Here is a 16705-nt window from a genome sequence, read left to right as displayed (position 1 = left end):
CTTGCCGGAGTGAGCGATAGCCCGCCGCCGTAGATCAGCCACGGCGGGCTGGCTAACGAACGATGCTTCCCTGATATGAAGCGACCAATCGGTGTACAACATGCCCCCCTCCCAACAGGGAACGCAAAACCAATGCGCATGGGCGACCCGACTGTTCTATTTAGTGTTGCTATTTTGTAAAAGAGTAGCGGTCAATTAGGGGTGCACTGTCAACGAACGTGAGACGAAGCGTTCAATTAGAGAGTTTAGAAAAATATCCCTAACGACGTAGAAAGGATAATCACGAAACGGGTTATCTTCTAATCTTTGAATTGGCTAGTTTTTTCACCGAGATACCTGAAGTGATAAATTACGGCCAAATTTCATAAAGTCGGCCTAAGTTGAACTGGCCAAATCGACTCCACAATGGTTGCGGCTGTTCGACTCAAGTATTGGCGTAATGCGGTGTGCGAAGCGTTAGCCTGAAATACCATGGAACCTAAGCCCGGCAATTCCGGGGTGGGGTTCTAGGCGGAGGGGATGGTGTTTTCACGCATAAGGCGAAACGTCGGAATGCCAGCTTTCAACCCTGACTTGAGGGGCACACCTTCTACGCCAGGAGCCCCTTTGCTGGCGCGCCCAGACATCCGCTGGAATCGACGTTTCTTCTGTGAAACCCGACGCTTGGCTCGCCCTTCCAGGCTTCGCATTTTACGGCATGTAGAAGCCGCCGTTCACGTCGATTACCGTACCGGTCACGAAAGCTCCGCCATCGGATATCAAATACTCCACGCCTGCGACGATGTCGTCCGGGCGGCCGAGGCGTCCGGCGGGGATGTCGTCTACGTAACTTGCCTTGTCACCGAAGCTCTCGCTTTGCGGGGTCACGATGCGGCCGGGAGCGATGCAGTTGGCGGTAATGCCATCGGCGCCGACCTGTCCCGCCAGCACGCGCGTGAAGCCGATCACGCCCGCCTTGCTCGCCCCGTAATGCGCGCCTGACAGGCGCGAACGCATGCGTCCGCCCTGCGAGGAAAAATTGACGATCCGGCCCCATTTGCGTGGTTTCATCACCGGCAGTACGGCGCGGCACATCAGGAAAGTGCCCGTCAGGTTGATCGCGATTACGCGGTGCCATTCATCGATATCGGTTTCCTCCACCGGCAGCGAGCGTCCGCCGTGGCTGGGGCTGATCCCGGCGTTGTTGATCAGGATGTCGATGTGCCCCCAATGCGTGACAATCCGTTCCACGGCGCTTTCGATGCTGGCTGGATCGGCTACGTCGCAGGTCAGCGCGAAGCTGCCAGGCACATGGGCGGCGGCGGCTTCCAGTTCGGCTGCTTTCACGTCGAGCATCGCCACGCGGTGGCCGATCGCGGCCAACCTTGTGGCAATCGCCTGTCCGAGCCCCTGCGCGGCGCCTGTGACGACGGCGACTTTGCCTTCGGTCATATCTTTTCACTCCCATAAATCGGTTTTCGGGCCGGTCCATTCGGACGGGTCACATTCACGGATTGCCGGTCAACGGCTGACTTGGTCTGGTGGAAATTCGCTTGCGAAGGCGATAGCGGGTTGCGCAAAACGCAGCGGCGCGCGAGGAGTGGCGCCCCATGGACGAAATGACCGGCATCCTTACCGACAGCGCCACCGCCCCGCAGGGGCGCGGACGACGCCGCCATGTCACTTCGGTCGTCACACGCATCAAGATCATCGAGGCAGCGGAAAAGCTGTTCGCCGATCGCGGCATCGACGGCGTCGCCTTGCGCGAGATCGCCGCCGCGGCCGATCAGGGCAACAACACTGCGGTGCAGTACCACTTCGGCAGCAAGGAAGCGCTGGTCTACGCGATCTTCGACTATCGAACACAGATGTTCGAGCCGCTGCGCGTGGCGATGCTGGAGCGGGCGGAAGCGGCGGGCCGGCTTGGCGATGCGCGGACCCTGCTGGAAATCCTGGTACTGCCGCACCTGACGATCAGCGACGAGAACGGGCGCCATCCCTACTCGGCGTTTCTGGCGCAGTATCTCACCCGCTCTCGCGCGGAAGGGATTCCTCATCCCTACGACGACCCGGAAGTGATGATGCCTGCTCTGCGCCGGGTGCGCGCGCTCATCAACCAGCGCATCGGCTATGTGCCGCCCGTGGAGCAGCGGCTGCGAGTGGGGCTGTGCAAGCTGATGTTTCTCAACATGCTCATGCGGCGGGACAGTGGCTTTCCCCATTTCGACCAGGGCATCTCTCTTGACGCCCTTGTGGACGACACTCTGGTCCAGATGACCGTGGCCCTTGCGGTTCCCTACAACCATCAACGTTCGCCGCTGTTCACCGACCTGATCCAACCGCCGAAAGTCTGAATCACGCCTGCTCTTCAAGCATGCGGCGATAGGTGGGCAGGGCGCGCGCGATGAAAAAAGCGCTGCCCGCCGCCGCGAGGGCGCAGGTGATGGCCAATGAATCCCCGACCCGGCCCTCATCGGCGAAGACGTGGTCGGTGATGAGCGCGACGAATGTCGGCGCCAGCGCGAGGCCCGCCACGCTGACCACGAACACATAGACCGAGGAGGCGACGCCGCGCATGCGGTTGGGCGTCACCATCTGCAGCGCCGAGGAGGACAGCGCCTGCGGCAGGCTGTAGGCAACGCTGGCGGCCGTGGCGACGGCGAAGGCGCTCCAGTAGGTGTCTGCGAACATCAAGCCCAGGCTGAGCAGCACCAGCACCACCGAGCAGGCAAGCGCGACGATCAGGAGGTTGTCGCGCCGCCCGCCAAAGCGCTCTATCGCGCGGGCGACCCAGGGGCTGACCAGCACGCTGAGCGATCCGGTGACCAGCACTGCAATGCCGTACTGAACGCCGACCTGCCCGGCGGAGGCGCCGAACTTGCGGATCAGCACGGTGGGCATCCACGCGGGGAAGGCATAGAGCGTGATGATGAACAGCGGCATGCCCAGGTAGAAGTTGCCGTAAAAACCTTTGTACTTGCGGAACGTTTCCCAGATTTCGGCACCCGACATATTGCGCGCGGCTTCGTTGGCCTTGGCCGCGCGGCGGGCTGGTTCCTTCACGAACAGCAGTAGCAAAGCGATCAGGATGCCGGGCGCGCCAGCGAGGAAGAACACCATCTGCCAGGGCTTGAGCGAGGCGAGCAGCGGATAATCGGACAAGTCCCATGTCGCCGCGCCGTCGAGCAGCAGGCCGCCGAAGATCAGGGCAAGACCGCCGCCGAGGTACGGCCCCATCATGTAGACGCTGAACGCGCGCGGGATCAGCCGGGTCGGGAAGGCGTCGGCGATGATCGACCAGGCGGCGGGCGTCAGGCAGGCCTCGGCCCCACCGACGCCGAAGCGGGCGGCGAACAGCTGCCAGTAGCTGCGCGCCAGCCCGCAGCAGCTGGTGCCTATGCTCCACAGCATGATGCCGAACACCAGCACGCCCTTGCGGCTGCCGGTGTCGGCCACGCGCCCGAAGATCGGGCTGAGGACGATGTAGGCAGACGTGAACGCCAGCCCCTGAAGCAGGCTGAGGCGAGTGTCGTCGAGACCGAACTCGGCCTTGATCGGCCCGACCAGAAGGTTGAGCACCTGCCGGTCGATGAAGCTGCAGGTATAGGCCAGCGTCAGGACAATGATCAGATACCAGCCCGCGAGCGAACCGCCTTCTTCCGCTTCCGGCACCGGGGTGCCATTCGCAGCCGGTTCCAGCATTTCGTCACCGACGGGGGCGATGGCAGTCATGCGCGCGGCTTTGCGGAAGGATCGATCTTGCCATCGGCCTTGAAGCCGCGCAGCAGTTCGAACTTCTGGACCTTGGTGGCGCTCATCGGCCAGCTTTCCACGAAGCGCACGTAGCGCGGAATCTTGTAACTGGCGATGCGGCCCGCGCAATGGGCGACGACGTCCTGTGCCTCAAGCGAGGCGCCGGGGTTCAGCTCGATGAATGCAGCGGCGACTTCCATCAGCCGCTCGTCGGGCACGCCCACGACCTGCGCCATGCGGATGGCGGGGTGCGTGGCGAGGAAGCTTTCCAGTTCCACCGCCGCGACATTCTCGCCGCCGATCTTGAGCATGTCCTTGAGGCGCCCCTCGTAGACGAGCCGGTTCATCGGGCCGATGCGGCCCAGGTCGCCGGTGTGCAGCCAGCCGTCGCCATCGACGGCGGCGGCGGTGGCGGCATCGTCGTCGAAATAGCCGGCGAACACACCGAAGCCGCGCACGCGGATTTCGCCCGGAGTGCCATCGGGCACCTGCACGCCGTCCTCATCGAAGATGGCTACGTCCATGCCTTCGCAGATCGGGCCGGAGGTGGCGAACAGGACATCGTCGGGATCGTCGATGTTGCTGTAGCACGGGACGCCGGTGGCCTCTGTGAGGCCGTAGCTGTTGACGTACTTGGCGCCGGGAAACAGCGCGCCGTAGCGGCGCATCAGGTCTACCGGGCCGACGACGTGATTGATACGCAGCGCCGACTGGTCGTAGCGCGCGAAATCAGGATGGGTGACAAGTGCGGAGATGATCGTCGGGAACCCGGCATAATGCACGGTGGGCTTGCGCTCTATCAGCAGTTCCATCGCCGCATCTGCGGAAAAGTGGCTCATGCCGACGAAGCAGGCGCCTGTCGCGCGGCAGCCGGCCATCGGCAGAATGGTGGACATGTGGAACAGCGGGAGCGGGTCCCACACCCGATCTTCCTCGGTCAGGCGGAAGCTGCTCGCCATCGCCTTGCCCATGCGCGAGAGCGAGAGGTGTGTGAGCATGCAGGCCTTGGGCCGCGAGGTGGTGCCCGACGAGAAGATGATGAGGCCGATGTCCTCGGGGCGCACGGCGGCGGCGCGGTCCAGCACGGCCTGACGCTCCACCGTGGCGGCAGCTTCCTCGAGCACGGAGATCGTGGGCCAGGGGCCGGGGCGATCGTCACCTACTTCGACGATCATGCGCAGCGCCGGGGCCGCTGCCACCTTGAGTTCACCCCCGGTCCAGCCAGCGAGTTCGGGGAAGACTTCTGTCAGCATCGGGCGATAGTCGCAGAAGTCGTGAGCATGACCGCCGACCAGCAGCAAGTCGATGCGCGACTTGGGAATCACGTAGGACAGATCGTCTGGTCGGTACCGCGCATTCAGCAGAACCGCGCAGGCACCGACCAGATCGATCGCATAATAGAGGATCACGTAATCCCAGCAGTTGGGTGCCAGGATGCCCACGTGATCGCCCGCCTTGACGCCGAGGCCGATCAGGCCGCGCGCGCGCTCGATTACCTGCTCGAACAGCTCGGCATAAGTCGCCTCCCGCCCATCGTAGACCAGCGCGGGCCGGTCGGCGAAGCGCTCCGCTGCCGAGTGGAGCGTGCCCCCCACCGTCATCGGGTGGGGGGCAGCGTTGCCATGAGGTTCGAGAAGGGCGGTGTTGGCCAAGGTGGTCTCCATTCTTGTCCGGTTCAGGGCATACGCCAGGTCAGCTGCAAGGCCACGGTGCGCGGCATGGCGCCAAAGCCTGCCTGATCGGCAATGCGATTGACGTTGGTGCCCGTGCCGCTGCCCGTGCCGGAGGCGTCGGTGACGCCGGTGACGACGAACTTGTTGGTCAGGTTCTTGGCGAGCAGAGCCAGTTCCCAGCGCTCGTCGCTGCTGCGGACGTGGATCTGCGCATCGAGGTTCACGTAGGAGCTCTGACGCGACAGCGGCGAACCGAAGGCGGACGTCAGGTAGCTGGAACTGTAACGGCTATCGATGCCGAACCCGGCGGTGAAGCCGCCGGTGACCTCGGTATCGTACTTGACGCCCAGGGTAGCGGTCCAGCGCGGTGCGGTGAAGGTCGGCACGCCGTCCAGATTCTGGCCCGGCGTTCCGGCACTGGCGCCCGAGGGCGGCACCAGCAGGCCGGGAACACAGCCGTTGGCAAGCGACTGGCCGCCATAGCACGGTGCGATGGTGTCACCGTAGTTCGCCTTGCTGTAGTTCAGTGAGCCGTTCAGCCCGAAGCCCTGCAGAGCGCGGGGCTGGAAGTCGAACTCCACCTCGGCGCCGCGCGTCCGCGCCGAGCCGGCGTTGACCGAGTTGTAGCTGAGCGCGCGAGAATCGAGATAGGTGATCTGGAGGTCGGTGTACTTGTAGCTGTACACGCTCAGGTTCAGGCGGAGCTGGCGTTCCAGCAGCATCGTCTTCACACCTGCTTCGAAGCCGCGGCCCTTTTCGGGGGCGAAAGTGAAGAAGTCCGGTGCGGTCAGCGGCGTCAGGATAGAGCTATTGGAGAAGCCGCCCGACTTGTAGGCGGTCTTGTATGCGCCGTAGACGTTGACGTCGGGTGACACCTTCCATGCGACGGTGGCTTCGGGCGACCAGTTGGTGAAGGTCTGGTTCGCCGTCACCCGGTCCGTCACATTATAGTTGATCCCGGCGAAGCGCGGGTTCGCGTAAGGCTGGAAGAAGTCGCTGTCCTTGGTTTCATGGATGTAGCGCACGCCGCCGGTCAGCTCGACCGAAGGCACGACCTTCCAGATCAACTGCCCGTAGCCCGACAGGGTTTCGCCCTTGGTGGTCGATTCTTTGGCGTACTGGACGTAGCGATAGCCTTCCGGTGCCGCGCTGTTTTCCGCGTTGGCGTTGATTACCACCTGGTCGAAGTTGCGCTTGGTGTTCTGGTAGTAGCCGCCGACCATAAAGTTTACCGGACCATCGAATTCGGTCAGCGCGCGCAGTTCCTGGCTGAACGCCTTCCACTTGCTGATTTCGGCGCCCCAGATGTTGACCGTGGGCGACGACTGGTAATCGATGTCCGCCACCCAGTGGTTGCGGTTCTGATTGTAGTTGGTGATCGACGTGAGCGCGACGTTGCCCAACTGGTAGTCGATGTTCCCGGTGACACCCCACGAGGTGTACTTGTTGAAGTTCTGGTCGGCAGCCATCACCGTCTCGTCGGCGATGTCGGCGGGCAGATCGTTCATGTAGTTGTGGAAGCCCGGCTCGCAGGCCGTTCCCGGCATGGTCGTGCTGGTGCCGCCGTCGCAGGCGAAGACGTTGTAGTTCCATGCGCCGCCTGCCGTGCGATTGTAGCCGTAATTGGCCTTCACCGTGGCAGTCAGGTCGTCGACCGGTTCCCAGCGCAAAGTGCCCCGGACCAGGAAATCTCGCTCGCGCGGGCCGGACTTGCTGGCAGGCGCGATGTGAGGGGTATTGGGTGCGACGGTGGCGGCGGTCGGCGTGTTGCGGGTGTTGTACGTCACGTCACCGGCGCGGTTGGTGAACAGCGAGCCGTAGTCCTTCGACCCGCGAACGGCGACGCGGAAGCCGGCGGTATCGCCGATCGGACCCGAGACGAAGCCTTCGCCATAGACCTTGCGCGCGTTGAATTCGTAGCCGGTCCGGATCTGCGCGGTCAGGTGGTCGGTCGGGTTCGCGGTAGTGATCGAGATCACGCCGGCGGTGGCGTTCTTGCCGAAGAACAGCGACTGCGGGCCCTTGAGGATTTCCATCGAGGCGAGGTCGAAGAAGCCTTCGTTGATGGTGCGGCCCTGGCCATAATAGACGCCGTCGACGATCACCGCGACGGACTGTTCGATGCCGATCGACAGCGAGTTCGAGCCTATCCCGCGCAAGCTAAGCTGCGCGCCTGAACCTGAGACGTTGCGGCCGATGACCAACTGCGGCGTCGCGGCGGCAATGCGCTCCAGGCTGGTAAGGTCGCGGCGGGCAATGTCTTCGCCCGAGATGACGGTCACAGCGACCGGAACGTCCTGCGCGGATTCCGCGCGGCGGCGGGCGGTAACAATGATGTCGTTGCCGGTGGGGGCCGCTTCCCTTGCCTGTGGGGGCTGCTGCGGAGCGGGCGTTTCCTGCGCATGCGCAGCGGCGCTTGGCCACATTGCGGGCAGCAGAATGCTTCCGGTCACGAGGAGCGCGCGGCGAATCCGCGAACGACGGTTATCGGTTTTGCCGATCGGCATGGCTTGTAATCCTCTCCACCAATCAGCGCCCTTATGCTGGACGCTTTCTTTAGCTCGTGCCGCTTTCGGCCCGAGATAACGGTATTATCCTGCAGATATTCTAAGGCAAGTGACTTTTATAATTTTGCTGCGATTGGCAGGAAGATCCCCAGAATCCGGTCGTAATGGCACATCGGCCTGAGGTGTGTCAGGCACTATCAGTGCTTGAAAGTAAGCGAATCGCTTATTCGACTTCGCGCGCGGAACGCGCCCACTCGCGGGCGTCGTCCGATGCTACCCACCGCAAGGCGTTGCCTACGAGTTGACGATAGGTGGGGTCCGCATAGGTGGCCGGGCTGTCGCCTGGCTGGATATAGACCAGCGGGCTGTTGCCGGCGGGCTTGCACCAAGCGAGCAGCGGATTGAGCGCCTCGGGTATCCACGCGGAACCTTCGCCATCCGCCAGCCTCTGCACCGCGCGCCGGGCCGACTGGAATTGCGCGGGGTCGATCGCATCGTCCAGATAGAGCAGTGGTTGGATGGACGGATCGTCGAACACTTGCTGCAGGTAGAGTTCGTCGGTCAGCGCAAAGCGCGGCGGCAACCCCTGCGTGACCGGATGCGGCGTATCGGCAACACGCGCGGTATAGGCGACGTCGCCCAGATAGCCCGAGTCCGGCCGGGCCTCCCCGGCGATGACGGCATCGCGATACAGGAACTGCCCGCCGATTGCCTCGGCATATCGCGGCCAGGCGGGCCATCCTGCGGCTGCATGGTGCAGCATGACCATGCCCTTGCCCTCGGCCATCAAGGCTTCGAAGCCGGCCCTGAACTCTTCCGTAGGCTCGACAAAACCGGGACGTGCGGCAATGGGCGCGCGAAAATCGAGGCCCGGCATATCGTAGAACAGGATCGCGTCGTAGCGGCGCATCTGTTCGGGATTGAGCAGGACGGCGGCAGCGGGTTGATCCACCATGGTCGGTTCACTGCCCGCCGCGCGCAGCATGGCTTCCAATCCGTCGCGCGAAAAGGCGTGGCCTTTGGTTACGACGAAAAGCTCGATGCGGTCTTTCTTGTCGATCATGCTGGGGACTCAGCGCGCTTTGGCTCGGAAGCGGATCGGCAGTTCGCGCAAGGGAAGGGTCAGGAAGTTCGCCCGGTGGATCGGCTCGACGAGCGGGCGGGCAAGCTGGATATCCTCCAGCCGGTCCAGGATCGCCTGGGTGCCGATGGCGATTTCCTGCCGCGCCAGCACCGCGCCGACGCAGAAATGGGTTCCAGCACCGAAGGCGAGGTGAGTTCCGGCATTGCCGCGCTCCATGTCGAACATGTGCGGGCAGGCAAACTTCGCCGCATCGCGGTTGGCCGCGCCATACCGCACGATCACCACCGAACCTTCCGGGATGAGCGTGCCGCTCAGTTCCACGTCGCGGGTGGTGCGCCGGCGCAGGCCCTGGGTCGGGCTTTCAAAGCGGATGACTTCCTCGACGAAGCCCTTCATCCGCTTGGGCTCCTCGCGCAGCTTGGCCATCTGGTCCGGGTGGTTGAGCAATTGCATCAGTGCATGGCCGATCGACGTCATCGTCGATTCGAAGCCGCCGCCGATCAGCTGGCTCATCACGCTTTGCAGTTCCGCCATCGTCAGCGGGTCCTCGCCATCGCGCTGCGCGGTGACGAGGGCGGAAATCCAGTCGCCGGTCGGGTTGGCGCGGCGTTCGTCGAACAGGCGGCCAAGATGATGCTGCGCTTCCAGTTCGATGTCGGCATTACGCAGCAGCGCTTCCTCGTCCATGACGTAGGACGCAGGCGCGAGCATCGAATCCGCCCACTTCTTGAACGTGGCGACCTGCCCTGCCGGCAGGCCCATTTCCTCAGCCAGGATCGTGCCGGGCAGCAGCATCGCATATTCGCTGATGAACTCGCACTCCCCGCGATCGATGAAACCGTCGATCAGGGCGTGGGCGACCTCCTCGATATGCGGGGTCATCTCGCGCACCCGGCCGACCGTGAACACGCGGTCGACTAGGCGGCGATAGCGGGCGTGGTCGGGCGCATCGGTGCGCTGGAGCGTGGCGATATGCGGCCAGCCCTTCGCCTCCATGTATTCGCGCAGTTTGGCCGCGTTCTCCGGCCCTTGTAGCGATGCCCGGTCCACCTTGTTCGAAAACGTCACCGGGTCGGTCAGCACTGCGCGCAGGTCGGCATAGCGTGAGACGATATAGAATCCTGTTTCGGGCATCCGATAGATGCCGGGCGCGTCCTGCATCGCCTCGTACATGGCGAAGGGGTCGCTCTGAGTCATCGGATCGAGAAGGCTGAAGCCCTCTAGCTTTTCCCTGGCGTCGACGTCGGCCATTGCTTGTCCATCTCCCATATGTCTTTGGCGGGATTATTAACTCAACCGCCTTAGAAATGAAGCGCAAATCTAGCGATTGTGACAGGTCGGTGGATTTTCCGGCTGGAAAAGACAGGCAAGCTCCTGATCATGGCTCGCCTTTGGCCTTGGCCTCACTGGCGCGCGCATTGATGTAGGCGCGGATCGCTTCGGCATCCTGCGGATTCAGGTACTTACGAAACGACACCATGCCCTGATCGGCGAGCACGCCGTCGATCACGACCTGCCGGAACACCCCGGCATCGCCTATCGCGCCCGAGCGGCGCAGGTCCGGGAGCACCCCGGAGGACAGCCCTTCGGAACCGTGGCAAACCGCGCAGGTCGCGGAGAACAGGTGCGACCCTTGCGCGACCTGCTGCGCGGAGAATTTTTCGGCCGAAGGTGCATAGGGCGCCGGCGGCGCCTTCTCGCGCGGAGGCAGCTTTGCGGTGCCGCCCAGTTTGAAGGCCAGGATGCGCCCCGGCAAACGCGCCTGGGGGGCGGCGTAGCTAGGCATTGCCAGGTTGTAGGCGCCGCCCTTGCCCGCCATCACCGCGACGTACTGCGTGCCGTTGACCCCGTAGGATACCGGGCCTGCCATGATCGGTTCCTGCGCATCGAACTGCCAGCGTTGTTGGCCGCTGCGCGCATCGTAGCTGTGGAACGTGCCTTCGGCGTCGCCCTGGAACACCAGGTCGCCGCCAGTCGCCAGCACGCCGCCGTTCCACGGCCCCTTGTAGGGCGCGCGCCACACTTCCTTGCGCGCCACCGGGTCCCACGCGATCAGACGCCCTTCGAACGACTGCAGCATCGCTTCGATCGCCGCCTTGTCCTTGGGCAACTTGCCCGGCTCGGCAAGGCCCATGTTGAGCAGGCCGGGGCGGTATTTGAATGCGCCGTCGGGCGTGTAGACCGCGGGGATTTGCTGCGCCGGGATGTAGACGAGCCCGGTCTGCGGTGAAAACGCCATCGGGTGCCAGTTATGCGCGCCCCACGGCCCCGAGGTGGCGATGAAGTTGCCCGACTTGTCGTAACGGGCCTGCGGGTTGATGACCGGCCGCCCGGTCTTGATGTCGACGCGGTCCGCCCAGTTCACCGGCACATACTTGTCGGCCGAGAGCGGCTTTCCGGTCTCGCGGTCGATGACGTAGAAGAAGCCGTTCTTGGGCGCGTGGAGGATGACCTTGCGGCTGCGTCCGCCGATGGTGAGGTCGGCCAGCGTCATCTGCTGGGTCGAGGTGAAATCCCACTGATCGCCCGGCGTCTCCTGATAATGCCACAGGTATTTGCCGGTATCGGGATCGAGCGCGACGATCGAACCGATGAAAAGGTTGTCGCCCTTGCCGGCGGAACGGATGCCCCGGTTCCACGGGCCGCCGTTGCCGACACCGATGTAGAGCCGGTTCATCGCTGCATCGTAGACGATCGAATCCCACACGGTGCCGCCGCCGCCGATCTTCCACCACTCGCCCGCCCAGGTCGGCCCGGCCATGCGTTCGAGCACATCGTCGGATGCCGCACCGTCCTTTTCGCCGGGCTTGCCGGGGACGGTGTAGAAGCGCCAGGCAAGCCGCCCGGTCTTCTCGTCGTAGGCAGAGACATAGCCGCGCATACCCTGGTCGGCGCCGCCGAAGCCAATGAACACCTTGCCCCGCGCCACGCGCGGCGCGCCCGAGATCGCCATCGGTTGCTTGGGATCGGTGGTCTGGACCCGCCAGATCTGCTTACCGGTCCTGGCGTTGAGCGCGATCAGCCGTCCGTCCACGGTGCCGAAGAATAGCCGCCCATCGCTATAGGCCGCGCCCCGGTTGACGACGTCGCAGCAGGCGTGAACCGCGCTGTCGCCCGGCACCTTGGGATCGAATTCCCACAATCGCTTGCCGGTTGCCGCATCGAGCGCGACGACCTTGCTCCACGCGGTGGTGGCATACATCACCCCGTCGACCACCAGCGGCGTACCTTCCTGCCCCCGGAACGTGTCCAGATCGGCATACCAGGCAAGGCCCAGCTGCCCGGCATTCCCGCCGTTGATCTGGGTGAGGGGGGAAAAGCGCGTTTCGTCATAAGTGCGCCCGTGGCTCAACCAGTTGTCGGCGTCCTTGGTTGCCGACAGCAGCCGGGCGTCGCTCTTGTTTACATCAGTGCGCTCGGCCCGGCACCCGGCCAGAGCCAAGCCAAGCGCGAGCGTGCACGAAAGGGTTGCGCCGACGTTGCGGCGCGATGCTGCGATCCCGCTAGTCACGTTCAACCCTTGAGATAGACGAAGACGGACTTGGTTTCCTGATAGGCGCGGATGCCGTCCTCGGCGTTCTCGCGGCCCCAGCCCGATTCCTTGTAGCCTCCGAACGGCATCGCCGGGTGCATCATGCCGTAGCCGTTGATCCACACGTTGCCCGCCTGGAGCCGCGCGGCGGTGAGGTGCGCCTTGTTGACGTCGGACGTGTAGATTCCGGCGCCAAGCCCGTAGCGGGTGTCGTTCGCGGCCTGCACGAGGTCGTCGATGTCATCCACCGGTGTCGCGACGAGAACGGGACCGAAGATTTCCTCGCGCACGATGCGCATGTCCTTGTTGACGTTGGCGAACACCGTCGGCTCGATGTAGTACCCTTGGTTACCCACCGCGCTGCCGCCGGTCACGACTTCCGCCCCTTCCGACACGCCGGTTTCCAGATAGCGGGCTACCTTGTCGCGTTGGCCTTCGGAAATCAGCGGGCCGATCGCGTTGTCGGGGTCGAAGCCGTGGCCGATCTTGAGACCTTTGGCGAAGTCAGTGATGCCGGCGACCACCTTGTCGAACGACTTCTTCTGCACGAACAGGCGCGATCCGGCGAAGCAGACCTGGCCGGTATTGGCGAAGATGCCCATCGCGGCGCCGGGGATGGTCACTTCGGGATCGGCATCGTCGAACACGATCACCGGCGACTTGCCCCCCAGTTCCAGCGTGACGCGCTTGAGCGTCTCGGCGGCGGACTGGACGATTTTCTTACCGGTGGCGGTGGAGCCGGTGAAGCTGATCTTGTCCACCTGCGGGTGGTCCACCAGCGCCTGGCCGGCCGTGGCGCCAAAGCCCGGCACAATGTTGACGACGCCTGCGGGAATGCCCGCTTCGACCATCAGGTTGGCGGCGTAGAGCGCCGAGAGCGGAGTCAGTTCTGCGGGCTTGACGACCACCGAACAGCCGGCCGCCAAGGCAGGCGCCAGCTTGATCATCATCACCCCGATCGGGCCGTTCCACGGGATGATCGTGCCGACCACGCCCACCGGCTCGACGCTGGTATAGGCGTGCATCTTCAGGGAATCACTTGCCAGCGCGGGTGAGACGTTGCGGCCATGCAGCTTGGTGACCATCCCTGCGTAATACTTCAGGCCCTGCACCACGCTGCCCACCATCCATTCGGCAAAGGCGATGGGCATGCCGTTGTCGATCACTTCGATCTCGGCGATCGTGCGCGCGTCGCGCTCGAACAGTTCGGCAAGCTTCCACATCACGTCGGCGCGCTTTTCAGGCGCAAGGCCCTGCCAGCGCCGTTCATCGAACGCGCGGCGGGCGGCCTGCACCGCGCGGTCGATATCGCGCGCGTCGCCCTCCGCCACATGAGCGACGACCTGGCCGGTCGCGGGGTTGCGCACTTCGAAGGTCTTGCCAGACAAGGCATCGTGCCATTCGTTGTCGATGAACAGCTGGTGCTTGCCGCCGACGTGAGCAAGGACAGTTTCGTTCGGATCGTGAAGGGCCATGGCGGTTTTCCTTGATGTCGGCCCTGCCGCGTCTGGCGCGGCAGGGCCTTGGGGGGAGGTCAGAAGCGGAAGGTTCCCTGCAGCAGCACTTCGCGCGGGCGCCCGATGTTGACCCACACCGCGTCGGGGGTGCCGAACGGTTTTTCAGCGCCGGCGACGCCGTAGTACTTGTCGGTCAGGTTGCGGCCGATGAGGGCCAGTTCCCAAGCATCGTCCTCGGCATGAAGGCGCGCGCCCGCGTTGAGCGTGGCGAAGCCCTTCTGATAGCCGACAGGGTTCTGGTTTTCGAGCAGCCAGTACCCGCTGGTGTAGCGCGCATCGGCATTGACGCCGATGGCAAGCCCGCCTCCCACCGGGGTGTCGTAGACCACGCCGCCCGTCACGTTCCAGGCCGGCGCGCGCACCAGGCGGGTGCCCGACAGATCCTGGGTTGTGCCGCTGCAGCCTTGCGCCGCAGTCTGCCCGGCGTAGCACGGGGCGGCATCGAAGTTCAGGTATTCGGCCTTGTTGTAGCCGACCGCGCCGCGCAGGGTCAGGCCGTCCGTCGCCGTGAACGATGCGTCGGCCTCGACACCGGTGGTGCGCGCCGATGCCGCATTGCGGATCGTGAACGAAGGCGGCGAAGGGTTGAACGAGGTCAGCTGCAACCCCTTGAAGGTGTAACGATACCCGGTCAGGTTGAAGTGCAGGCGGCGGCCCATCAGTTCACTCTTGAAGCCGATTTCGCCGCCATTCGCCTTTTCCGGAGCAAACCCGAGGTCGGCCACGGTCTGCCCGGCGGACAGGATCGACGGGTTGGAGAAGCCGCCCGACTTGTAGCCGGTCTTGTAGGCGCCGTAGAGCGTGGTGTTCTGGGTGGGGCGCCATGTGATCGTAGCTTCAGGCGAGATCTGTTCGTCCGAAAAACGCCCTTCGGTGAACACGCCCTCGTCCGCCGTGATGCCCAGCGGCGCGAAGTTCTGGTTGACGAAGCTGTTACCTTGCCGCGTCTTCTTCGTCTCACGCGTCCAGCGCGCGCCGCCTGCTAGTTCGACGGTGTCGACCACCTTCCAGATCAGTTGGCCGAAGGCCGAGTAGGTCTTGCCCGAGTTGGAAGTCAGGAACTGCCAGTTGTTGTATTGACCGTTGCGCGGGTCAGGGCCGACATTGGCGACGAAGCCGTTGCCGCGCGTGTCTCGCTTGGAGCTTTCAAAGTAGACCCCCGCCGCGAAATCCAGCGACCCGCCGAGGTTCGAATTGACGCGAAGTTCCTGGGTGAACGCCTGGGACGCATCCTTGTTGGCGCCCGCGACGATCGGCGTCGCATCGAACGAGAAGTTGTCGAACCCGTCGTTGGTGTAGCGCCAGAAACCCGTCACTGACGTGAAGGCCAACGTATCGGTGCGATAGTTCATCGTCAGCGATGTGAGCACCGATTCATACTTGGTGATCGGCACGCCGCCGTTCGACTTGGGATAGTTCGCGGCAAGCGCAGGATTGAACGCACCCAGTGAACGCTTGCCGTTCAGCTTGCAGTCGCCATAGGGATCGTTGACATACGTCCCGCTCAGAATGTCGAATGTGCGCGAATTGCCCGCGCACTTGAGTTCCGTGCCCGCCGTCTCGCCGTTGTCGCGCAGGCGATCGCCGAAAAGCTTGAAAGTCGCATCGAAATTGCTGGTTGGTTTCCATTCCAGCGTCAGGCGGCCGAGGATTTCCTTCGTCCCCGGATCACGGCCATGCGCGGCGCCGACGCCCGGAAAACCGGGAGCGCTGGGCACGGTCACCGGGCCGGCCACGTTCTTGATGTAGCCGTCCATCTTGCTGCCGCGTGCCGCTACGCGAAAGCCCAGCGTGTCGGTGATCGGGCCGGAGATCGCACCTTCGACGATACGCTCGCGGGCCCGGAATTCGTAGCCTCCGCGAATGTAGCCTTCGAGGGTATCCGTCGCTCCCTTGGTGCGCAGCGAGACGACGCCGCCTGGGCTGTTTTTGCCGAAGAACAGCGCTTGGGGCCCTTTCAGGACTTCGACCTGCTGGACGTCGAAGAAGCTCTGCGCGACGAGGCGGCCGCGACTGATCTGGAGGCCATCGATGTTAAGAGAAACGGTCTGGTCGATACCGGCGTCGAGCGCCGAGGAGCCAAGGCCGCGAATGGTGAAGCTGGCACCTGCGCCGCCCCCGCCGGACTTGGCGAGGATGACCTGCGGCATCATCTGACCGATCTTCTGGAGGTCGGTGGAGCCGGTCCGCTCAAGCTGGTCGGCGCTGATGGCGGTAATCGCCACCGGCACGTCCATCATCGTCTCCTCGCGGCGGCGGGCGGTGACGATGATGTCGCCTTCGTTCGTGGTTGCCTTGGCCGTATCCTGCGCTTCTACCTGCGTCGGCATCAAAGTGCCGGTGCCCAGCACCAGTGCAAGGGCGCACCCCAGATTCCATTCCTGTTTCATAGCCATTCGGCCTCCCCGGTTTCCTCATGCCCAACCGGCGCGATGGACTTCGCCATCTGTCACCACCGCGACCCTGATTGAGGTGCCGCAGCGGGGTGAGGGTAGAGGGAGGAAGAACGGGCGGGCAACGGTGAATTTGGAAACGGAAATACAGGAAAGAGATAACTCATTATTGAATTTTACGTCAGCGAATGGAGAGTGCGTATCATGAGACTGAATATGCTAACTGAATTTTAACTGATACGATTAAATCGTGTTTGTATTATAGAA

The 16705-nt window shown here is 63.7% G+C and carries 10 protein-coding genes; 1 reads left to right on the top strand and 9 read right to left on the bottom strand.

The genetic code is table 11. From position 1 onward, the window contains the following. Window positions 1-690: 690 nt before the first annotated feature. The gene (locus TQ38_RS20580; RefSeq protein WP_043977340.1) at window positions 691-1431 is read right to left on the bottom strand and encodes an SDR family NAD(P)-dependent oxidoreductase; all 741 of its coding nucleotides are present in this window, start codon (window positions 1429-1431) and stop codon (window positions 691-693) included. Between the two features lie 158 nt (window positions 1432-1589). On the opposite strand from TQ38_RS20580, the gene TQ38_RS20575 reads away from it, so the two are divergent. After that, on the top strand, window positions 1590-2333 hold the full coding sequence (locus TQ38_RS20575) for a TetR/AcrR family transcriptional regulator (RefSeq protein WP_052505843.1): 744 nt from the start codon (window positions 1590-1592) through the stop codon (window positions 2331-2333). A 1-nt stretch (window position 2334) separates the two neighbouring features. Here TQ38_RS20575 and TQ38_RS20570 read toward each other — a convergent pair whose 3' ends face one another. The 8 genes from TQ38_RS20570 to TQ38_RS20535 form a co-directional block, all read right to left on the bottom strand. Then, window positions 2335-3711, bottom strand: a complete 1377-nt coding sequence (locus TQ38_RS20570) for an MFS transporter (protein WP_052505842.1) — start codon at window positions 3709-3711, stop codon at window positions 2335-2337. Then, entirely contained in the window at window positions 3708-5384 is a 1677-nt protein-coding gene (locus tag TQ38_RS20565) for an AMP-binding protein (RefSeq protein ID WP_162792332.1), read from the bottom strand. Before TQ38_RS20565 ends, TQ38_RS20570 begins: the two co-directional genes overlap by 4 nt. Before the next feature lie 23 nt (window positions 5385-5407). Beyond that, on the bottom strand, window positions 5408-7912 hold the full coding sequence (locus TQ38_RS20560; protein ID WP_043977337.1) for a TonB-dependent receptor: 2505 nt from the start codon (window positions 7910-7912) through the stop codon (window positions 5408-5410). Window positions 7913-8135: 223 nt separating this feature from the next. Next, on the bottom strand, window positions 8136-8975 hold the full coding sequence (locus tag TQ38_RS20555) for a ThuA domain-containing protein (protein WP_043977336.1): 840 nt from the start codon (window positions 8973-8975) through the stop codon (window positions 8136-8138). 9 nt (window positions 8976-8984) lie between these two features. After that, complete coding sequence (locus TQ38_RS20550; protein WP_043977335.1) at window positions 8985-10247, bottom strand: cytochrome P450; 1263 nt, start codon at window positions 10245-10247, stop codon at window positions 8985-8987. Window positions 10248-10374: 127 nt separating this feature from the next. Next, window positions 10375-12507, bottom strand: coding sequence for a PQQ-dependent dehydrogenase, methanol/ethanol family (locus TQ38_RS20545; RefSeq protein WP_043977403.1), 2133 nt, complete (start codon window positions 12505-12507; stop codon window positions 10375-10377). Window positions 12508-12509: 2 nt separating this feature from the next. Beyond that, window positions 12510-14003 (bottom strand): aldehyde dehydrogenase family protein, encoded by a 1494-nt coding sequence (locus TQ38_RS20540; RefSeq protein ID WP_043977333.1) that lies wholly within the window; start codon window positions 14001-14003, stop codon window positions 12510-12512. A gap of 59 nt (window positions 14004-14062) precedes the next feature. Beyond that, complete coding sequence (locus TQ38_RS20535; protein ID WP_082057801.1) at window positions 14063-16441, bottom strand: TonB-dependent receptor; 2379 nt, start codon at window positions 16439-16441, stop codon at window positions 14063-14065. Between the last annotated feature and the right edge of the window lie 264 nt (window positions 16442-16705).

The organism is Novosphingobium sp. P6W (assembly GCF_000876675.2).
Lineage (GTDB): Bacteria > Pseudomonadota > Alphaproteobacteria > Sphingomonadales > Sphingomonadaceae > Novosphingobium.
Note: the sequence above shows the minus strand (reverse complement) of the source record. Positions and strands in the feature narration are given on the sequence as shown.